16 protein-coding genes are annotated in these 20,015 nt (G+C 60.4%); 2 read left to right on the top strand and 14 right to left on the bottom strand.

Annotation, left to right across the window (positions count from 1 at the left end; all coding sequences use genetic code 11):
* Window positions 1-84: 84 nt before the first annotated feature.
* From AC27VO_RS02695 to AC27VO_RS02650, 10 genes are all read right to left on the bottom strand, one after another.
* Window positions 85-1,047, bottom strand: coding sequence for an aspartate carbamoyltransferase catalytic subunit (locus tag AC27VO_RS02695; RefSeq protein WP_488665159.1), 963 nt, complete (start codon window positions 1,045-1,047; stop codon window positions 85-87).
* Window position 1,048: 1 nt separating this feature from the next.
* A complete protein-coding gene (pyrR, locus tag AC27VO_RS02690; protein WP_488665158.1) occupies window positions 1,049-1,558 on the bottom strand; it encodes a bifunctional pyr operon transcriptional regulator/uracil phosphoribosyltransferase PyrR in 510 nt (169 codons plus the stop codon).
* Window positions 1,555-1,971: a Holliday junction resolvase RuvX gene (gene ruvX, locus AC27VO_RS02685; protein WP_488665521.1), complete on the bottom strand. Its 417-nt coding sequence runs from the start codon at window positions 1,969-1,971 to the stop codon at window positions 1,555-1,557. The genes pyrR and ruvX overlap by 4 nt, the downstream gene beginning before the upstream one ends.
* A gap of 53 nt (window positions 1,972-2,024) precedes the next feature.
* On the bottom strand, window positions 2,025-2,624 hold the full coding sequence (locus AC27VO_RS02680; protein ID WP_488665157.1) for a YqgE/AlgH family protein: 600 nt from the start codon (window positions 2,622-2,624) through the stop codon (window positions 2,025-2,027).
* A gap of 189 nt (window positions 2,625-2,813) precedes the next feature.
* Window positions 2,814-8,792: a hybrid sensor histidine kinase/response regulator gene (locus AC27VO_RS02675; RefSeq protein ID WP_488665520.1), complete on the bottom strand. Its 5,979-nt coding sequence runs from the start codon at window positions 8,790-8,792 to the stop codon at window positions 2,814-2,816.
* A 56-nt stretch (window positions 8,793-8,848) separates the two neighbouring features.
* Window positions 8,849-11,083, bottom strand: coding sequence for a methyl-accepting chemotaxis protein (locus tag AC27VO_RS02670; protein WP_488665156.1), 2,235 nt, complete (start codon window positions 11,081-11,083; stop codon window positions 8,849-8,851).
* Between the two features lie 24 nt (window positions 11,084-11,107).
* Complete coding sequence (locus AC27VO_RS02665) at window positions 11,108-11,650, bottom strand: chemotaxis protein CheW (protein WP_488665155.1); 543 nt, start codon at window positions 11,648-11,650, stop codon at window positions 11,108-11,110.
* Between the two features lie 11 nt (window positions 11,651-11,661).
* A complete protein-coding gene (locus tag AC27VO_RS02660; RefSeq protein ID WP_488665154.1) occupies window positions 11,662-12,033 on the bottom strand; it encodes a response regulator in 372 nt (123 codons plus the stop codon).
* A gap of 28 nt (window positions 12,034-12,061) precedes the next feature.
* Window positions 12,062-12,460 (bottom strand): response regulator, encoded by a 399-nt coding sequence (locus AC27VO_RS02655; protein WP_488665153.1) that lies wholly within the window; start codon window positions 12,458-12,460, stop codon window positions 12,062-12,064.
* A gap of 62 nt (window positions 12,461-12,522) precedes the next feature.
* Window positions 12,523-12,675 carry a rubredoxin gene (locus AC27VO_RS02650; protein ID WP_488665152.1) on the bottom strand — a complete coding sequence of 51 codons (153 nt, stop codon included), beginning with the start codon at window positions 12,673-12,675 and terminating at the stop codon, window positions 12,523-12,525.
* A 109-nt stretch (window positions 12,676-12,784) separates the two neighbouring features.
* On the opposite strand from AC27VO_RS02650, the gene thiD reads away from it, so the two are divergent.
* A complete protein-coding gene (gene thiD, locus AC27VO_RS02645) occupies window positions 12,785-13,774 on the top strand; it encodes a bifunctional hydroxymethylpyrimidine kinase/phosphomethylpyrimidine kinase (RefSeq protein WP_488665151.1) in 990 nt (329 codons plus the stop codon).
* Window positions 13,758-15,062, top strand: coding sequence for a glutamate-1-semialdehyde 2,1-aminomutase (gene hemL, locus AC27VO_RS02640; protein WP_488665150.1), 1,305 nt, complete (start codon window positions 13,758-13,760; stop codon window positions 15,060-15,062). Before thiD ends, hemL begins: the two co-directional genes overlap by 17 nt.
* A gap of 57 nt (window positions 15,063-15,119) precedes the next feature.
* Here the strand turns inward: hemL and AC27VO_RS02635 are convergent, their stop codons facing one another.
* The 4 genes from AC27VO_RS02635 to purH all read right to left on the bottom strand — a co-directional run bounded on the left by AC27VO_RS02635 (window position 15,120) and on the right by purH (window position 19,951).
* The gene (locus tag AC27VO_RS02635; protein WP_488665149.1) at window positions 15,120-15,725 is read right to left on the bottom strand and encodes a DNA-3-methyladenine glycosylase I; all 606 of its coding nucleotides are present in this window, start codon (window positions 15,723-15,725) and stop codon (window positions 15,120-15,122) included.
* 167 nt (window positions 15,726-15,892) lie between these two features.
* Window positions 15,893-17,368 carry an amino acid permease gene (locus tag AC27VO_RS02630; protein WP_488665148.1) on the bottom strand — a complete coding sequence of 492 codons (1,476 nt, stop codon included), beginning with the start codon at window positions 17,366-17,368 and terminating at the stop codon, window positions 15,893-15,895.
* A gap of 301 nt (window positions 17,369-17,669) precedes the next feature.
* A complete protein-coding gene (locus AC27VO_RS02625; RefSeq protein ID WP_488665147.1) occupies window positions 17,670-18,119 on the bottom strand; it encodes a c-type cytochrome in 450 nt (149 codons plus the stop codon).
* Between the two features lie 233 nt (window positions 18,120-18,352).
* Window positions 18,353-19,951 carry a bifunctional phosphoribosylaminoimidazolecarboxamide formyltransferase/IMP cyclohydrolase gene (gene purH, locus AC27VO_RS02620; protein ID WP_488665146.1) on the bottom strand — a complete coding sequence of 533 codons (1,599 nt, stop codon included), beginning with the start codon at window positions 19,949-19,951 and terminating at the stop codon, window positions 18,353-18,355.
* Between the last annotated feature and the right edge of the window lie 64 nt (window positions 19,952-20,015).

The raw sequence follows: 20,015 nt of genomic DNA, 5'->3' as shown, positions 1-20,015 counted from the left end.
AGCGACGGTGTCGTCCCCCTTCCCGCTGCGCGCAGCGAGAGAAGGGGAAAGGCGCACAGCGCCTCAGAGGGATGGCCTGACATATCAGGCTTCGTTGCCCGCAACAATCGACATCACGGCCATCCGCACGGCGATCCCGAATGTCACCTGCGACAAGATCACGGCCTGCGGGCCATCCACCACGGCAGAGTCAATCTCCACACCGCGGTTGATAGGGCCTGGGTGCATGACGATAGCGTCGGGCTTGGCCAGCTCCAGGCGCTTTTCGGTCAGGCCAAAGCTCTTGAAATACTCTTGACTGGACGGCAGCAGCGCGCCGCTCATGCGCTCGTTTTGCAGGCGCAGCATGATGATGACGTCACAGTCCTTGATGCCCTCTTCCAGGTTGTGGAAGACGCGCACGCCCATGGCCGCCATGTCTGCGGGCACCAGCGTGCGGGGGCCCACCACACGCACTTCGGCCGCGCCCAGCGTGGTCAGTGCGTGAATGTCCGAGCGCGCCACGCGCGAGTGCAGCACGTCGCCCACAATCGCTACGCGCAAGTTGGAGAAATCCTTCTTGTAGTGGCGGATCGTGTACATGTCCAGCAGACCCTGTGTGGGGTGGGCGTGGCGGCCGTCACCGGCATTGACCACGTGCACATGCGGTGCCACGTGCTGGGCGATCAAGTAAGGCGCGCCCGATTCGCTATGGCGCACCACAAACACGTCCGCGGCCATGGCCGACAGGTTGTCGATGGTGTCCAGCAGCGTCTCGCCCTTGCTGGCCGAGCTGCGGGCAATGTCCAGATTGAACACGTCGGCCGACAGACGCTTGGCCGCAATCTCGAACGTGGTGCGCGTGCGGGTGCTGTTTTCAAAAAACAGGTTGAACACGCTCTTGCCACGCAGCAACGGCACTTTCTTGACTTCGCGGTCGTTGACGCTGACGAAGTTGTCGGCCGTATCCAGAATCTGCGTGAGGATGTCCTTGGACAGCCCTTCGGTGGAAAGCAGGTGAATCAGCTCGCCGTTCTTGTTCAGTTGGGGGTTGCGCTTGTACAGCACGTTATGCCTCTTTGACTTCAAATTGGAAGGTACCGTCTTCTGTGCGTGCCAGGGCCAGCTGCTGGCTGGCTGGCAGCGCCACGCGTGCGGCGGCAAATTCGGCGGCCACAGGCAGCTCACGGCCACCACGGTCCACCAGCACGGCCAGGCGCACGCAACCGGGGCGGCCATAGTCGTACAACTCGTTGAGGATGGCGCGCACCGTGCGGCCGGTGTAGAGCACATCGTCCAGCACCAGGATGTCAGCGCCGTTCACATCGAAGTCCAGCTGGGTCTGCACGCTTTGCGCCATGCCGCGCTGGGCAAAGTCATCGCGGTGCAGGGCCGAGGACAGCACGCCGGGCTTGCCAGCCAGGCCCAGATCCTTGTGCAGGCGCTCGACCAGCCATGCACCACCCGAGGCCACGCCCGCCAGTTGCGTATTCGGGCCCATCAGGCTGCGCACGCCGCGCAGCAGCTCCTTGTACAAGGCTTCGGCATCCAGCACCAAAGAACCAGCGGAAAGACTCATGCAATGCTCCTCAAAAATTGCTCCAAGATGATGCAGGCCGATGCGGCATCGGCATCTTTGGCACCACCAGCCAGGGCTTCGGTGGTGCTGTAGCGTTCATCGACTTCGTAAACAGGCAGATTGAAACGCCCGCGCAGCTGGCGACCAAACTTCAGCGCCTTGGCGGTGTTCTCATGCGGATTGCCATCGGGGTGGTAGGGCACACCAATGACGAGGGCGTGCGGCTGCCACTCTTTGATCAGTTTTTCGACCGCTGCAAAGCGCGCATCCGCACCTTCGGCCTTGATGGTGGGCAGCGGACTGGCACCACCAAACACGCGGTTGCCCGAAGCACAGCCGGTGCGCTTGGTGCCAAAGTCAAAGGCCAGGAACTGCTGAATGTGCGCCGGGAACGGGGCGGCAGGCGCAGACATATCCACGGCCTGCGCAGCAGCGGGGCTGGGCCGTGTGGAAGAAGTTTCGGAATTCATGCGCGTCCTGCTTCGGGAGAGAGCATCCAGGGCTGCAGCCCCAGCAGGCCCATGGCCTTGTTGTAGCGTTCTTCAACGGGGGTGTCGAAGATGACTTGGGGATCTGCATCGACAGTCAGCCAGGCGTTCTCGCCCAGCTCGGACTCCAGCTGCCCCTCGCCCCAGGAGGCGTAGCCCAGCATGACCACCACGCGGCGTGGGCCCGCCCCATGGGCGATGGCTTCGAGCACGTCTTTGGACGTGGTCATCTCCAGGCCGCCCGGAATGGCCAGCGTGGAGGCATAGGCCGATTCGTCGTCCTCGGCGTCTTCGATGATGATGGGGTCGTGCAGCACAAAACCACGGTCGGTTTGCACGGGGCCACCGCGCATGACCAGGTCATCTTGCAGATCTTCACGCCCCAGGGGCAGATCGATCTTGCTCAGCAGGGATTGCAGGCTCAGCGTGGAAGGCTTGTTGATGATCAGCCCGAGCGCACCGCGCTCATTGTGTTCACACAAATACACCACGCTGCGAGAAAAGGACTCATCTTCCAGACCGGGCATGGCGATCAGAAAATGGTGCGTCAAATTGATAGGCGCAGATTCAGCGGGCATAACTGGGTATTTTAGCGGCGAACAGCGCGCCTGCTCACGCTGCGATATTGACCCCTGGCGGCTCACACCCTGGAGTGCACATAAAAAAAGAGCTGCCTGCGCTTGATAACTCTTGGTTTAAAGATGTTTTACATCTCAAACCCAGAAATCACATGCGCTGGCAGCTCTCTTTTTTGAGGGCGCAGAGAATTATTCAGCGCCCAGCACCTCGCTCGGTGCTTGCGGCTTAGCCTGGGGCAAGGCCTTGCCCACTGCATAGTGGTGCACCAACCCCATCAATTCCTCATCGGAATAGGGCTTGCCCAGGTAGTGGTTGGCGCCCAGTTCCATGGCGTGATCGCGGTGCTTTTGCGCAATGCGCGAAGTGATCATGATGATGGGCAGCTGCTGCAAGTTCGCCTGCGCACGAATGTTGCGCAGCAAATCAAAGCCGTCCATGCGGGGCATTTCGATGTCGGACAGCACCACGCAAGGCACTTCATCCTGCAGCTTTTCCAGTGCCTGCAAGCCATCGGCAGCGGTCACCACGCGGTAGCCTTCGCGCTGCAGCAGGCGCTGCGAGACACGGCGCACGGTGATCGAGTCATCCACCACCATCACCAGTGGCACCTGGCTGGCCGACACCATGCCGGATGCGGGCTCCGTCGGTGCCGCATCACGTTGCAGCTGCTTGGCCGTTTGCGCATCCAGCAGCGCAGGCAAGCCTTCGCCCAATTGCTGAATGCTGTCGCCATACACCGCTGTCAGCGCAACCGGGTTGTAAATCAGCACCACCGCGCCCGATGCCAGCACCGACATGCCGGTCAAGCCCGGCAAGCGGGACATCTGTGGCCCCAGATTCTTGACCACCACTTCCTGGTGACCCAACACTTCGTCCACGTGCAGCGCAATGCGCTGCGAAGCGCTGCGGAAAATGACGACCGGGCGGGTTTTACCCACACCCACATCCAGGCTGCGGGGCGACTGGCTCCACACAGCGCCGGCCCAGAAGAAGGGAATGCGCTCATCGCCATCCACCAGCGCGCCGTTGCGGTAGGCGGCTTCCAGGTCAGACAGGCTGACGCGGCGCACCACCTCCACCAAGCTGGCAGGAACACCGACCGAGAACTCGCCAGCGCGCAGCATCACCACCTGCGTCACCGCGGTGGTCAGCGGCAGCACCAGACGGAATGCCGAGCCCTTGCCCTCTTCGGACTGGGTTTCAATACGGCCACCCAGCGCCTGCACCTCGGAGCGCACCACATCCATGCCGATACCACGGCCCGACACCCCCGTCAGCTGCTGCGCGGTGGTAAAGCCAGGCATGAACACCAGTTGCGCAGCACGCGCGGCATCCACGAGTTCATCCGCCGTCACCAAGCCCAAAGACAGGGCTTTATCGCGGATGCGCGCCACATTCAGGCCGGCACCGTCGTCGTGGAAAGTCACCGCAACGTCGTTACCCTCTTGCTGCACCTGAATGCTGATGGTGCCTGTCGCCGATTTGCCCGCCTCCTGGCGCTGCGCGGGGAGCTCAATGCCGTGGTCCACACAGTTGCGCAGCAAGTGCTCAAACGCAGGCACCATGCGCTCCAGCACGCCACGGTCCATCTCGATGGTGCCGCCTGCCAAGCCCAGCTTGACCTGTTTGCCCGTGTCTTTGGACGCCAGGCGCACCACCGCGTACAGCCGCTCGGAGATCGAGTCGAACTCCACCATCCGCGTGCGCAGCAAATCGCGCTGCAGCTCTCGCGCTTGGCGGCCCTGCGCAATCAAGTCATCTTCAGCGCCAGCCACGTCACGCAGCAAATTGCGCTGCACAGTGGCCACGTCGTTGACCGACTCAGCCATCATGCGCGTGAGCTCTTGCACCCGCGTGAAACGGTCAAACTCCAGCGGATCAAAGTCAGCGCCTGCCTCTTTGGACAGCTGCATGCGCGACTGCATTTGGGACTCGGCCTGCACCTCCACATCGCGCAGTTGCTGGCGCAATTTGTCGAGGTTGTTGGTCAGGTCCGACAGCGACGTCTTGATACCCGCCACCCGCTCATCCAGGCGCGAGCGGGCAATCATCACTTCGCCGGCCTCATTGATCAATCGATCCAGCAGCTGCGAACGCACACGCACGGTTTGCTGCGTGTGCTGGCGCACGCCACCCACCACGGCTGGCTTGGCTGTGTCGCTCGCAGGCAATGCCGCAGGTGCCAGACGGGGCACTGGGTCTGCCGCCGCAGCCATCTCCACCGGAACGGGCACAGAAGCCACGGGGGTTCCGTTTGTGGGCTCTGGCGCCACCGCCACAGCGGCTGGCTCTACGCGCAGGGGCTCTCCTTCGGCCTGCACACCCACGGCACGCAGCACGTTGAAGTCCGCCTCCATGGCATCCAGGCGCGTAAACAGCGGCTCGATCTGCTCGGTGGTGACGGTGTCTACGTCCAGCGCTTCCAGCGCGGACTCCAGCCGGTGCGCCATTTCGCCCAGGCGCATGGCACCTGCCAGGCGTGCACTGCCCTTGAGCGTGTGCAAGGCACGCAACAAGGTGCTGCGCGCTTCCAGGCGCGTGGGGTGTGTGCCCCACTCGCGCATGGCCGCGCCCAAAGTGGGCAGCAGCTCAATGGCTTCTTCTTCAAAGATCGGGAAAAGATCGGGGTCGATGACGTCAAAGGCATCAATGTCGTCGTCTTCCGCCTCTCCCAAGGCCATGGCCTTGGCAATGGCGGCATCAATCGCATCCAACTCCGGTTGCGGCGCAGGCGCTGTGTATTCCTGCACCGGCGCTGCCGCTGGCGACTCTACCGCCGGCGCTGCGTCTGCAGCCACCACAGGCAAACTACCCGGCTCGGTATCCAGAATGTGCTGCAACGCGTCCTGCACCTGCTGGGATGCACTGGACAAGAAACCCGCCGCAAACTGGTGCAGCAAGCCACGTATTTCGTCCGCAGCGCGCACAAAGCATTGCACCTGCTCCGGCACACCCCGGCTCTGCGGAGCAACGTGCTGCAGCGCATGCTCCAGCTGGCGCGCCAGACCAGACAGTGCGGTGAAACCCACGGTGGCAGAGCTGCCCGCCAGTGAATGAGCCCACGCTTCCACCATTTCTGGCTGCGCCTCGTCCACGTTTTCTTGCCATGCGGTCAACGCATCCAGCAAACGGTAGGACCAGCCTTCGGCTTCGCTCAAATAGACATTGAACAGCGGCAAAGGCACGGACAGATTGCCAATTTGCTTGGACTGCACTTCGGGCTCTGGCTGCGCAGGCGCTACAGGCTCCGCAGCTGGCTGCTCCGAAGCCACTGTCTCCGTAGGCAGCACGTCATCGTGCACCAGTGCTTCCTCTACCGCAGGGGCCGCAACTGCTGCCTCGGCTACCAAAGCGGTGTCTGCAGGCGGCAGAATGGGCGCGGAAACGCCATCTCCAGCAGCTTGCAGCAAGGCATCAAACTCATCAAAGCTGATTTCTTCTGCCTCAGGAACCGCTGACACACTCGCATAGGCGCCATCCGCATCCGCATCGGCTGGTGCAGGTGCTGCAGGTTCGAGCTGGTTGAAATCCAGTTCGAGCCCGGCATCCGTTGCTACAGGCGTAGACACCAGGGGTGCCACATCAGCAGGCAGCATCTCACCGGCCAACGCGCCCGCATCGAACTGCACATCGGCAGCCAGCGCTGCGTCGTCGACCATCGACAGTGCATCAGCCGCCACTTGCTGCGCTTCTTCCAGCGCGGCCACAGGCGCTGCCACATCGGAAGCTGTGGTGCCCTGCACCGCAGCCATATCCAGCGCAATGAAGCGATTGTCCAGGCGCATCGCATCAGCACTGGCGCGGAAAGGCGCCGATTGCCACTGCTGTGCCACATTGGATTCAATGGCATTGGCCCAAGCCTCAAAACCATTCAAGGCTTGCAGCGACAAATCCTGCATGGGCGCGGACATGGCTTTCTGCTCTGCCAGCCAGGCATTGAGCATTTGCTCCATCGCCCAGCCTGCCTGCCCAAAATCATCGAGCCCCACCATGCGTGAGCTGCCTTTGAGCGTATGGAACGCACGGCGCAGCACAGTCTGCTCGCTCAAATTGGCGGGTTCCTCAGCCAAGGCTTGCAACGCGATGCGACCATTGGCCACCACCTCACGGGCTTCTTCCAGGAAGATGCCCAGCAACTCGCTATCGGTATCTTCCGACTCAACCTGCAGCACTGCCTCGGCGGGCGCAGCCGCTTCCGCAGCCACGGGTGCCACCGCCGCAGGCATTTCCCGCGCTTCCTGAACCAGGTCGCTGGAGGGCTGTGGCGCCTCGGCTACAGCGGCAGGCGCGGCGGCTCTGGACAAGATCACAGGCTGGACAATCTGCTCGACCCGCTCCTGCACCACTTCGGCCACTGGCTTGTTGGCCGCACCATCGCCAGCGCGTACACGCACGCGGCCCATCAGCAGCTTGAGCTCGCCTTCCTGCTCGTCAAACTCATACAGCTTGCGCGCCATGTTGCGCTGGTAGCTGAGCATGTCGATCAAAAAGCCCAGAGCGCCCAAGCTGTTGCCCATTTTCTCGAACAGCACGCGCTGCTCAGCGTCTGGTACATCGCCTTGCAGCAAACGCTCCACGTTTTGCCGCATACGCACCATGGCTTGCGCGGCCTGATCCAGCCCCAGAACGGACAGCACCCCGCGCATTTGCGTCAAATGGGCGCCCACTGCGCCCAGCATGGAGACATCGCTGGGGTTGCGGAAGTACTGATCCAGCAGTTTCTCAGCCTCTGCCAGCGTGCCACGAAGCTCCCCCACCACACTGCCCATGGTTTGCTGATCGCTCACCTGGCGGTACAGCTGCTCCATCCACGGCTCCAGCGGCTGCGCAGCAGAACCCTCTAGCACCGAAACCAGCCGTTGTGCCAACGTAGCGCCATGCGCCACCATGGCTTCATCCGCCAAATCCAGCGATGCGAAGGCGGCCTGCAGGTACAGCACCGAAGTTGCCACTTCCATGGCCACTTCCGCAGAAGGAGGCTGCCCGCGAGACGCCACGCTCTGCATTACCTGCATCAAGGCAGTGGCCAAGGCTTGGCTTTCCGGGTGCAGTTTCGTGAGAGAGTCGCACACCAAGGTGAACTGATCGACTGCTGGCTTGATCTTGTGAACATCGCCACCTGCCAGGGATGACCAGATTTCCGTCGCCGAGGCAATGCGCTTGCGCGCCTGGGCCAGCAGCGCCGGATCAAAACGACCAAACCGCGGCTGCTCGTAGTTCACCGCACTGTGACGCTGCAGCCCAAAGGCCGTATAGACCGCCTGCCACACAGTCGCGCCATGCGTGATGTCTGGGTCTGCACCTGCCTGGGCACAGAAAAACAGCATGTCCTGCAGCAGGCGTTCAGGGGCCACAGGATCGCCTTTGGCCAACGCCGCAGACACCATCAGCACCCGAGACGCTACGCGCTTGGTATAGATATCCGCCTTGAGCAAGCCGTGGCCCATGGCATCGAAATAGCCAGCGGCGACCTTCCAGAAGATACGCAGCGGAGATTCCGTCTGTGCCTGTGCAAAGCCCAGGCACACATCACACATGCGGCTGCTGGCCGCTGCCACATCCTGGCCTTTGACAATTTGCAGGACCGAAGCATCCAGCACTTGGCGCTGCTCAGGGCTGTAGCTCAGCGGTGCCACTTGCCGCGACAGTTCCGGATCGCGCAATCGACGCTCAATCGGCCACAAATCGGCAGGGTGCACCTTGCCTTCATGGCCATACAGCGCCTGCACATCGCGGTATTGCGGGAACAGTGCCACCGCAGAAATACGCTTGCCAGCCAAGGTGGCTTCTAGAAATTCGAGAAGAGCAAAGCTGGATTTCTCAATGGTTTGCACCACGGCTTCGGTGCAGTCGGCAGGGTTTTGCACATAGTGCTGTAGCGCCGTTTCCATGGCGCGCAGCAGCAATGCAGGCTGCGGCATGCCCACCATTTCCAGCGCACCGCTGGACTGGTGCAACTGCTGCTTGGCCAGACGCAAGGGACTGCTGTCGAGCGCCGCCAGATCCGAATCGCGCACTTCCTCGGCCTCGCGCACAAACCGGCGTGTGGCCTTGACCGCTCCGTCCAATGATTTGCGCAACTCTTCCAACACCCATGCCAATGGGCCTAAGTCTTGTTCTCCGTGAAAGGCCTGGCCCGTTGTTGCTGTGACTTCAGTGGGTGACATCATCCATCCTTGGCATGTTTCAGCCGCAATCCTGTGTGCTATCGAGAGGCTGAGGCTCAACCAATCTTGAATCGAGAGACCGACTGGCGCAATTCTTCCGCCATGTGCGCCAAGTCACGCACTTGCTCCGCCGTGCTGCGCGTGCTGTCACCTGTTTGCTCTGTCACCGCAAAAATGTGCTGAATATTGCCAGCCACATCATTGGCCAGCGCAGCTTCGCTTTGGGTGGTGTATGAAATCTGCTCAATCAGCACAGCCAGTCTGCGCGAAACGCTATCAATTTCTGTCAGCGCGGTACCCGCAGAGTCCGAAAGCCGTGCGCCTTCCACCACACCCTGGGTGGAGCGCTCCATCGCCGCCACCGCATCCTGGGTATCCGTCTGAATGGTTTTCACCAGCGCCGAAATCTGGCGCGTCGCATCGGCCGAGCGTTCCGCCAGCCGCTGCACTTCTTCCGCCACCACCGAGAAGCCGCGCCCTGCTTCGCCCGCAGATGCCGCCTGAATGGCGGCGTTCAAAGCCAGCACGTTGGTTTGCTCGGTAATGTCCGAAATCAGCTCGGTAATTTCGCCAATTTCTTGGGACGACTCACCCAGGCGCTTGATGCGCTTGGAGGTTTCCTGAATCTGATCGCGAATGGCGTTCATACCGCCAATCGTGTTTTGTACCGCCTGCTGACCTTGCTCTGCCGCTTGCAGCGACTGACGGGCCACCGTGGCCGACTCCTGCGCCTGGCTCGACACCGTATTGATACGTGTCGCCATATCCAGAATCGACTGACCCGTTTCGCGAATTTCGCGTAGTTGCTCCGCCGATGTCGCCAGTAGCTCCGAAGATGTGCTGTCCACCTGGGCGGTGGTTTTCGCCACTCGCTGCGCCGTGTTCTGCACGCTGCCCACCAGCAAACGCAGCTCTTCCACGGTGTAGTTCACCGAGTCGGCAATTGCGCCCGTGATGTCTTCCGTCACCGTGGCTTCCTGCGTCAAATCGCCTTCCGCCACGTTTTGCAGTTCATTCATCAAACGCAAAATCGCCGCCTGGTTGGCGTCATTCACCCGCTTGGCTTCTTGCTCTTGGTGGCGTGCATCACGCTGCTGCTGCTCCGCCAGTACCTGGCGCTGACGGCTGTCCAGCAGTTGCACGCGGGAAATGCCCACGCCACACACCAGTACAAACAAGCCCAGCAGCACCAGCAGCGCCATCTGCCCAGCCGAAATACCGGCCAGCCCCGACAGCTTGTTTTGCAGGTTTTCCAGCTGCGAACGCAAAGGTTCGCTGTCGCCAATGATCGAGTTCTGCGCTTCACGCGCTGCGACCAGGCCCTGCAAATTGCTCAAAATCGAGGTCGCCTGGGCACGGGTCTGCTCGTACTCTTCAAGCATGGCCGTCAGTTGCTCACGCACCTGGGGGTCGCGTGCCGCTGGCAGGCGCAATTCCGCACTGCCCTTGAGCAGGCCGTCCGCCAGCTCCTTGAAAGAGTTCAAGTCACGCCCCAGCAAGAAAACCGCTTCAGGGCTGACGCCGTCAATCGTCTGAAACTCATTGGCAGACTTACCAATACGCTGCGTCAGCATCAAGAGCTGGCTCGAAGCCGCAATTTCTGTCGCCGAGGCACCGAACTGCAACTTGGTATTGGCCACCGCCTCTGCCAACTCCAGCAGGCTGGACGACTGACGATTGATAGCACGCAGCGAATCACCAGCCTGGGTTAGCACCGCTTTTTGTGCCAAAACAGCCTGGGCATTTTTTTCTGCGCGCTGGGCCAGCGTACTGACCGAGCCCAGGTCCTGCTCAAAAGAGGCATCGACGCTTTGCACACCCAGCTCTACGTCACCCTGCGTCAGGGCGCGCACATTGCGCCCCAGCACGGTGGCACTGTCTTTCAATTCGGCGAATGCAGGGTCTTTACCCAGCAACGCCTGCGTCACCGACTTGGCCAAACGCTGCGACTGCATCAGTGACTGGCCCGTAGCGGCCAGCTGTTTGGCAGAGCGGTCTGCCTGCTGCAGCACCCAGCCCGCCACCAACGCCAGCAGCACCACACCCAGCGCCAGCATGGTCAGCAAACGACGCTGATGGGTGGCAGCAGGCGCTGGCCCCATCAACGGCAAATCAATGGTGCCCTGCTCAACCAGCAGGTCATCCATCAAATCGGTGTCCTGAACGCTTTGCAGCGTATCCGCGGTCAGCGTCTGCTGCGTGGAATCCTCTGCACCAACCCCATCCACTCTGTCATCTTTGCCGCGCGAAGGACGACGAAAAATGTTGCTGACCTGCTGGACTAAAGACATGCTCAACCTCGAAAAATCAAAAGATCAGATGCGAATGCTCAGAAATTCCGGCGACTGCACCAGCTGGTGCAATTGCAGAACTTGCCAAACACTGCCCGCACTATCGGTATAGCTGGCCCCCACCATACCGGGCAGCGTCTGCGCTGCATCCTGCGCTGGCTCAACGGGCGTGGAGATAAAGTCTTCACTGCCCCGCAAACCCAACAAGCGATCAACGACCAAAGCGACGTTGACCTGCAAGCCAGGGTTGATCGCCAGCAAGCTCACCTCATGCAAGGACTGCTCCGTACGCTCGACGGGATGCCCCAGGTAAGCACACAGATCGACCACCCCCACTAGGCTGCCGCGCAAGTTCGCCACCCCCCAGAACCATGCGCTGGTATAGGGCACGCGCAGCACGCCTGGCCAGGAGAAGATTTCGCCCGCCTGCTCTAGGGGCAACAAGTAGTTAGAGCCGCCCACTTGCACCGCGAGCCAGTTCGCCCCTTGGGACGTATTGGTACGCGCTGCTTGCAAGCGGTCAGCCAAGCGTGACTGCAGTTCACGCAGCGCTTGTCGATTAGCCATAGCGCCTCAGCTCAAGCGTTGTGCAGGGCCGCGATCTTGGCTTGCAGCTCCGTGGGATCGACAGGCTTGGTGATGTAGTCACTAGCACCCTGGCGCAAACCCCAGACCCGATCGGTTTCCTGGTTCTTGCTGGTGCACATGATGATCGGCACATCCGCGTATTTGGTGTCACGCGCAATGGCACGCGTGAGCTGAAAGCCGTTTTGACCAGGCATTACCACATCCATCAAGATGAGGTCAGGCTTTTCCTCGCCCAAACGCGCCATCGCCTCTTGGGCGTTTTCTGCGGTGCGCACCTGGTAACCCTGCTTTTGCAGCAGGTCTGTCAAAAACATCAACTCGGTTTTCGAGTCATCCACCACCAGTACCTTTTGAATGGCCATGGCCCTCTCCTCTCTCGCTGTATTAGATTTAAATCACGGCAGAAGACGCTTTGCCAAACTGCTGCACCGCTTGCAGCAGCTGATCTTTGGTAAACGGCTTGGTGAGATATTCCTGACACCCCACCATGCGCCCCCGCGCCTTGTCAAAAACACCGTCTTTGGAAGACAGCATGACAATGGGTGTGTCTGCAAAATGTGCATTACGCTTGATGATGGCGCACGTCTGATAGCCGTCCAACTTCGGCATCAGGATGTCGCAAAAAATCAGCTGTGGCTGAAAGTCATTGACTTTCGCCAGTGCATCGAAACCATCTTCCGCCAGCAGCACTTCATGGCCACCTTGCTTGAGGAAGATTTCAGCACTGCGTCGAATGGTGTTGCTGTCGTCCACCACCAACACTTTGAAAGATGCTCCTGCTGTACTCAATTTGAAATGCCCCTTGGGTTATTAGAAGTCCCAAACAGGGCCATACAGCGCCTGTCACCCTCTCAAATCTCAACCATTTCAAAGTCCGATTTGCCCACCGCGCATTCAGGGCACGTCCAGTCCTCTGGAACATCTTCCCAACGCGTACCTGCTGGAATGCCGTGATCGGGGTCGCCCACCGATTCGTCATACATCCAGCCACAAATCAAACACATCCAAGTTTTAGGGTCTGCCACAGCTTAAAGTCGCTTCCAATAGAATGCAATGATTGTATCTAGGCACTTACCAAGCCCCTTGACAGAGAGGCGGTCATTGGGACAACGCATGGCATTTCAGCCCCCAGCAGCTCCAGCTGCGAAAAACACCCCCGAAAACACAGAGACCGTTCTCGCACAACCAATGTGCGTGATGTGTTTCAACGCCTGCGACCCCAGTGGCGCGGGCGGCCTGACGGCAGACATCACCACCATTGCTTCGGTGGGTGGTCACCCTGTGGCGGTGGTGACAGGCGTGGTGGTACGCGATACCAGCCACGTGTTCTCACACACGGCCATGGACGATGAAACCGTCACTGACCAGGCCCGCACGGTGCTGGAAGACATTCCGGTGCGCGCCATCAAAGTGGGTTTCGCAGGCAGCCCTGCCAATCTGGCTGCGATTGCCGAGCTGTCCAGCGACTACCCCGACATACCGCTTGTCAGCTACATGCCCGACCTGTCCTGGTGGCAAGGCGATGGCCTCGAAGAATACCTGGATGCCTTCCAGGCACTTGTGATGCCTCAAACATCCGTGTTGGTTGGCAACCACGGAACGCTCAGCCGCTGGCTGCTGCCCGACTGGAAACAAAGCCGCCCACCCACCGCACGCGACATTGCCAAAGCGGCCGAAGCCCTGGACGTACCCTTTGTGCTGGTGACGGGTATTCCCTTGCCCGAGCAGCACATTGACAACGTTTTATCCTCGACCGAAGCCGTCATCGGCAGCAGCAAGTTCGAGCTGTTTGATGGCAGCTTCAACGGCGCTGGCGATACTTTGTCTGCCGCTCTGACCGCCTTGCTGGCGGCCGGCAACGACCTCGGTGCGGCAGCGCAGGAAGCACTGGAATATTTAGACCGCAGCTTGGGCAGCGGCTTTCGCCCCGGTATGGGTCAACTCATACCCGACCGCATGTTTTGGGCGCAGCCCGAAGAAGGTGCCGAAGCGAGCGAAAGCAGCGAAGATACCGGCCCAACACTGTCTGAACGCCCCTCCGACGAGGGGCATCTACCGCCCCTTGAGGGCTTTGTGATGCCTTCCCATGACACCAAACACTGACCTGAATCAACCCTTGTTCGAACGCGCCAAGGGCGTCATCCCCGGTGGCGTGAATTCGCCCGTGCGTGCGTTCAATGCCGTTGGCGGCACACCACGCTTTGTCAAACGTGCGCAAGGCCCCTACTTCTGGGATGCCAACGACCAGCAGTTTGTCGACTACATCGGCTCCTGGGGCCCGATGATTTTGGGCCACGGCCACCCTGAAGTGCTGCAAACCGTGCAGGCCGCCGTGCTCGAAGGTTTCAGCTTTGGCGCACCGACCGAGCGCGAAGTCGTGCTGGCCGAAAAAATTCGTGAACTCGTGCCCTCCATGGAAATGGTGCGCATGGTCTCCTCCGGCACGGAAGCCGGCATGAGCGCCCTGCGCCTGGCCCGTGGTTACACCGGCCGCAACACCATCATCAAATTCAACGGCTGCTACCACGGCCACGCCGATTCGCTGCTGGTCAAGGCCGGCTCGGGCCTGGCCACTTTTGGCAGCTCGTCTTCCGCTGGTGTGCCCGCCGATGTGGTCAAAGACACCATCGTGCTGGAATACAACGATGTGACCCAGCTGGAAGAAGCGTTCGCCAAGATGGGCAGCGAGATTGCCTGCGTGATCATGGAGCCCATCGCGGGCAATATGAACTTTGTGCGTGCTTCGGTGGAATTCACCCGCCGCATCCGTGAGCTGACGCAAGAGCACGGCGCGCTGATGATTTACGACGAGGTGATGACCGGTTTCCGCGTGGCCTTGGGCTGCGCCCAGAGCCTGTATGCGCAAAAGATTGAAGGCTTCACGCCCGACCTGACCGTGATGGGCAAAGTGATTGGTGGCGGCATGCCCATGGCCGCCTTTGGTGGCCGCCGCGCCATCATGGAAAAGCTCTCGCCCCTGGGCCCCGTCTATCAGGCTGGCACGCTGTCGGGTAACCCGATTGCCACGGCCTGTGGCCTCAAGACGCTGGAGCTGATCAGCCAGCCCTGCTTCCACGCCGAGTTGCACCTGAAAACCGGCATGCTGATGCAGGGCCTGAAGTCCGAAGCCGATGCCGCTGGCATCCCCTTCAGCATTGACTGGCAAGGCGGCCTGTTCGGCTTTTACCTGCTGCCCACACTGCCCACCACCTACCACGAGGTGATGAAGACCGACGGCACGCTGTTCAACAAGTTCTACCACGGCATGCTCGAGCGCGGTCACTACTTCGCGCCTGCGCTGTACGAAGCGGGCTTTGTGAGCGCCGCTCACACCGAAGCCGATATCGACCGAACGATTGACGCGGCACGTGCCGTATTCAAAACGCTGTAAACACTTTTTCAGCACACTCTGCCCGCCCCGCACGCGTTCGCGCCTGCGGGGCTTTTTTTAGCGCGGCAGCTGAAATGTGCGTTTCACCCGCTCCACCTCGGCATGTGTCACGCACTCCTGGGCATGGTCGTTCACCATGCCCATGGATTGCATGAAGGCGTAGCAGGTTGTTGGCCCGACAAACTTCCAGCCTTTGGTTTTGAGCGCCTTGGCCAGCGCTTGCGACTCTGGGGTTTGCGCCAGCACTTGCTGCGCCGCAGCGGTCTGCACGGGGGCGAAGCGCCAGAAGAAGGCCGCCAGAGAACCTTCCTGCGCCACCATCTCCACTGCGCGGCTGGCGTTGTGGATGACCGCTTCAATCTTGCCGCGGTGGCGCACAATGCCCGCGTCTTGCAGCAGGCGCTGCACATCGACCTCGGTAAATTGCGCCACCTGCTGAAAATCGAACTGCGCAAACGCTGCGCGAAAGTTCTCGCGCTTTTGCAAGATGGTGTACCAGCTCAAGCCCGACTGAAAAGCCTCCAGGCTGATCTTCTCAAACAGCCTGCGGTCATCGGCCACAGGGAAGCCCCATTCCAAGTCGTGGTAGCGCACATAGCGGTCGGTGGACAAGCACCATTGGCAGCGGATGTGGCCGTCGGGGCCCGTGGCGGTGGGAATCATCAAAGCACTCCTTGCCAGCCACTGTAAAGGAAGCCGGTCACAAAAAAACCCGGTGCGTTACCGACACCGGGTTTTAAAAAAGATAGCTGATTGCGCTAATAAATCCTACATTTCAATCACTTTAGATATTGAAAACAAGTTATTGCAAGCGCTAGCCGCTCTCATTTTTACTGCTTTTGGGCCAGGCGCGAATGGCGCATGCCATAGCAGACATAGATCAGCACACCCAGCGCCATCCACAGCAGAAAGCGCACCCAGGTCAGCGTGGTCAGATTCATCATCAAGTACACACACAGCAGCGCTGACAAGATGGGCAGCCACGGTGCCAGCGGCACGCGGTAGCCAGTGCCCTGCGGGTTTTTCTTGCGCAGCACCAGCACGCCAATGCTCACCAGGATAAAGGCGGACAGGGTGCCAATGTTGATCATCTCTTCGAGCGCTTCCACATTGGTAAAGCCCGCCAGCATGGCCACCACCACGCCCACCACAATCTGCAGACGCACCGGGGTTTTGCGCGTGGCCGACGTCACACCCCAGCTGCGGGGCAGCAGGCCATCGCGGCTCAGCGCCAGCAACACGCGGGCACTGCCCATCAGCAGCACCATCACCACCGTGGTCATGCCAATCAGCACGCCGATCGAAATAACCTGCGCAGCCCAATCTGCGCCCACCGCCATGAACGCTGTGGCCAATGAAGGGTTCTGCGCCTTAGCCAGCTCGGTGTAGGGCACCATGCCAGTCAGCGCCAGCGTGACCAGGATGTACAGCACCGTCACCAGTGCCAAGCCACCCAAAATACCGCGCGGCAGCGTGCGCTGCGGGTCTTTCACCTCTTCGGCCGAAGTGGCCACAATGTCAAAGCCCAGGAAGGCGAAAAACACCAGCGCCGCGCCAGAGATCACCCCCAGCCAGCCGTACTGGCTCGGTGCTGCGCCAAACAGCCAGGCCAGCATGGGCTGGCCCCAGACATCTCCGCTGACGCCATGCCCCAGCACAGGCGCTTGTGCCGGTGGAATAAACGGCGTGAAGTTGTCGGTGTTCATATAGGTAAAGCCCACCACAATCACAAACAGCGTAATGGCCAGCTTCACCAACGTAAAGAAGTTGTTCACCTTGGCCGACTCTTTGGTGCCCGCCATCAGCAGCAGCGTAAAGACCGAGACGATGAAGAACGGCCCCCAGTTCAGCGTCAGGCCGCCCAGCTGCAGTGTTTGCGGAATGTCCCAGCCCACGGTGGCAAACACCGTCGACAGATAAATGCCCCAGTACTTGGCAATCACGGCGCCGGCCGAGATCATCTCCAGCAGCAGATTCCAGCCAATGATCCAGGCCAGGCCCTCACCCAGCGTCAGATAGGTATAGGTATAGGCGCTGCCCGTGACCGGCACGTTGGAAGCAAACTCCGCATAGCACATGATGGCCAGCGCGCAGGTGAAGGCGGCGATGATGAAAGAGAAGATCACCGCAGGCCCGGCAAACGTACCCGCCGCACGGGCACCGACCGAAAAAATACCTGCGCCCACGGCCACGGCCAGGCCCATGATCATCAAATCAAACGTACCCAGCGTCCGCTTGAGCTGGTGACCGGGTTCATCCGCATCGGCCAATGCCTGAGCGACGGTTTTTGTTCTTAACCACTGCATGTCCAACCTTTGTCAGCCCACGCCACGCGCACTGCGCGGCCCAGGCTATCGTTTCAAAGCGTTGATCCTAGGGATAACCCGCCATCTTCGCCATAAGCGTGCGCTAACACCCGTTGCAACGCTTGCTTTGCGTGCACTGTGCTTGCACAACCTGGTCAATCTCGATAGCGATATGCTGCATCAACAAACATGCGCCGCATGATGCATCGCGCAAGCATCCTGCACAGATCATGAAAACTGCGCAAAAAAACCGAGTCAACGTGCATTGACTCGGCTGCATGGGTTGAAAGCACCGATGGGCTTAAGGCGCGTTGGTGGGCGGTAGCGCCAAAATCCAGTCGGCCATGCCTTGCGCCTGCTCCTGCGTCACCTGGGGGTGGCGGGGCATGATGGTCTCGCCCCATACGCCAACGCTGCCCTCACGGATCTTGCGGGCGATGTAAGCCTGCGCTTCGCTCTGATCGCGATAGCGGTCAGCCACCTGCAGAAAGCTGGGCCCGACAAACTTGCGATCAATGCCGTGGCAGCGCATGCAGTCGCTGGCATCCATATAGCGCTGTCCGATGGCCAGCTCAGGGCGCTTTTGCACCATGTCCTGCACCCGCTCTGCCGTGCTCTGGTCTGCAGGGGTGCCCACATACAGGCGAATCCCCAGATTCATCAGACCCAGCACCACGGCAATCATGCCAATGATGATGACCCAGCCCAGCCACTTGGGCCGCTGTACGGGTTCATCGTCGTAATCCTGCATGAAACAATCCTTTCGCCAAAAAAAACGGCATGGCGCCGAAACAACCATGCCGAGTGTGCGCGCCCTTGCTCAACTTAGCTTCAACAAGGTCGTTTGCTGTGCCAGCGAGATTTTTTGAGATAGCCCAGCCCATCGCAGATGGGCGGTTGAAACGAGGCGCAAGGCCACAGGCAGTAGCAGCGCTACGGCAAGGCCTTGCAACGAAGTATCAAGGGCTAGATTAAAAAATCTGATTAGTGGCGAAAGTGACGCACGCCGGTGAACACCATCGCTACGCCACGCTCGTTGGCGGCGTCAATGACTTCCTGGTCACGCATGGAGCCGCCGGGCTGTGCCACACAGGTAGCGCCTGCATCGACCACCACATCCAGACCATCGCGGAAGGGGAAGAATGCATCCGACGCGACGACGGTGTTCTGCAGCGACAGCTTGGCCGCTTCGGCCTTGATGGAGGCAATACGGGCCGAATCCAGACGCGACATCTGGCCTGCGCCCACGCCCATGGTCATGCCGTTCTTGCAGAACACAATGGCGTTGGACTTGACGAACTTGGCCACGTTCCAGGCGAACAGCAGGTCGTTCAGCTCTTCAGGCGTAGGCTGCTTGACGGTCACAACCTTCAGGTCGGCCAGCTTCAGTTCGTGGTTGTCCGAAGTCTGCAGCAGCAAGCCAGAGCCAATGCGCTTGGATTCCACGGCGTTGCGGCCATTGGCCCAGTCAGTGTCACCGCCTGCAGGCAAGGCGATCTTCATCAGACGCACATTGACCTTGGCCTTGAAAATTTCCAGCGCTTCAGCACTGAACTCAGGGGCCATCAGCACTTCGACGAACTGCTTGGACACCGCTTCGGCAGCGGCCTTGTCCACAGGGCGGTTGAAGGCGATGATGCCGCCGAACGCGCTGGTGGGGTCGGTCTGGAAGGCCTTGGAATAGGCTTCAAAGGCATTCGCGCCCAGGGCCACACCGCAGGGGTTGGCGTGCTTGACGATCACGCAAGCGGGGGTCTCGAAGCTCTTGACGCATTCCCAGGCCGCATCAGCGTCGGCAATGTTGTTGTAGCTCAGTTCCTTGCCCTGCAGTTGCACGCCGGTCGCCAGCGAGCCCGGTGCGGGGTACAGATCGCGGTACCAAGCGGCTTGCTGGTGGCTGTTTTCACCGTAGCGCAGGTCTTGAATCTTCACGAACTGGCTGTTGCTCTGGCCCGGGAAAGCAGTGCGCTCAGGCACGTATTCTTCGCTCAGCTTTTCGTCTTCGAACGTCACGCTCGACAGGTAGTCGCTGATCGCGCCGTCGTACTGGCTGATGCGGTTGAATGCCGCCACCGACAGCTCAAAACGCAGCTTGTTGGACAGCTTGCCGTTGGCCTTCAGCTCGCCCAGCACAGCGTCGTACTGGTCAGCGGCGGTGATCACACCCACGTCTTTCCAGTTCTTGGCCGCAGAGCGCACCATGGCGGGGCCGCCGATGTCGATGTTCTCAATGGCGTCAGCCAGTGTGCAACCGGCCTTGGCGACGGTGGCTTCGAAGGGGTACAGATTCACCACCAGCAGGTCGATGGTTTCAATGCCGTGTTCCTTCAGTGCAGCCATGTGCTCGGGGAAATCACGACGGGCCAGCAGACCACCGTGCACCATGGGGTGCAGGGTCTTGACGCGGCCGTCCAACATCTCAGGGAACTTGGTGACTTCGGCCACTTCAGTCACAGGCAGGCCCTTGTCGGCCAGCAGCTTAGCGGTGCCACCGGTGGACAGCAGCTGTACGCCCATGGCGTGCAGAGCTTGTGCAAATTCAACGATGCCGGTCTTGTCGGAGACGGAGAGCAGTGCTTTCATGGTGCAACTCAATAATGATGAAATCGTTACTCAGCGCTTATCTAGCAAGCGCTGACAGCTATCA

The organism is Comamonas sp. 14P8.1.4, assembly GCF_057799285.1.
Note: the sequence above shows the minus strand (reverse complement) of the source record. Positions and strands in the feature narration are given on the sequence as shown.

What these genes read in the sequence shown, in the direction of transcription:
- pyrR (WP_488665158.1), bottom strand. Translation starts at nt 1,558, where the DNA reads ATGAGTCTTTCCGCTGGTTCTTTGGTGCTGGATGCCGAAGCCTTGTAC.
- ruvX (WP_488665521.1), bottom strand. Translation starts at nt 1,971, where the DNA reads ATGTCTGCGCCTGCCGCCCCGTTCCCGGCGCACATTCAGCAGTTCCTG.
- AC27VO_RS02680 (WP_488665157.1), bottom strand. Translation starts at nt 2,624, where the DNA reads ATGCCCGCTGAATCTGCGCCTATCAATTTGACGCACCATTTTCTGATC.
- AC27VO_RS02675 (WP_488665520.1), bottom strand. Translation starts at nt 8,792, where the DNA reads ATGTCACCCACTGAAGTCACAGCAACAACGGGCCAGGCCTTTCACGGA.
- AC27VO_RS02670 (WP_488665156.1), bottom strand. Translation starts at nt 11,083, where the DNA reads ATGTCTTTAGTCCAGCAGGTCAGCAACATTTTTCGTCGTCCTTCGCGC.
- AC27VO_RS02665 (WP_488665155.1), bottom strand. Translation starts at nt 11,650, where the DNA reads ATGGCTAATCGACAAGCGCTGCGTGAACTGCAGTCACGCTTGGCTGAC.
- AC27VO_RS02660 (WP_488665154.1), bottom strand. Translation starts at nt 12,033, where the DNA reads ATGGCCATTCAAAAGGTACTGGTGGTGGATGACTCGAAAACCGAGTTG.
- AC27VO_RS02650 (WP_488665152.1), bottom strand. Translation starts at nt 12,675, where the DNA reads ATGTGTTTGATTTGTGGCTGGATGTATGACGAATCGGTGGGCGACCCC.
- thiD (WP_488665151.1), top strand. Translation starts at nt 12,785, where the DNA reads ATGGCATTTCAGCCCCCAGCAGCTCCAGCTGCGAAAAACACCCCCGAA.
- hemL (WP_488665150.1), top strand. Translation starts at nt 13,758, where the DNA reads ATGACACCAAACACTGACCTGAATCAACCCTTGTTCGAACGCGCCAAG.
- AC27VO_RS02635 (WP_488665149.1), bottom strand. Translation starts at nt 15,725, where the DNA reads ATGATTCCCACCGCCACGGGCCCCGACGGCCACATCCGCTGCCAATGG.
- AC27VO_RS02630 (WP_488665148.1), bottom strand. Translation starts at nt 17,368, where the DNA reads ATGCAGTGGTTAAGAACAAAAACCGTCGCTCAGGCATTGGCCGATGCG.
- AC27VO_RS02625 (WP_488665147.1), bottom strand. Translation starts at nt 18,119, where the DNA reads ATGCAGGATTACGACGATGAACCCGTACAGCGGCCCAAGTGGCTGGGC.
- purH (WP_488665146.1), bottom strand. Translation starts at nt 19,951, where the DNA reads ATGAAAGCACTGCTCTCCGTCTCCGACAAGACCGGCATCGTTGAATTT.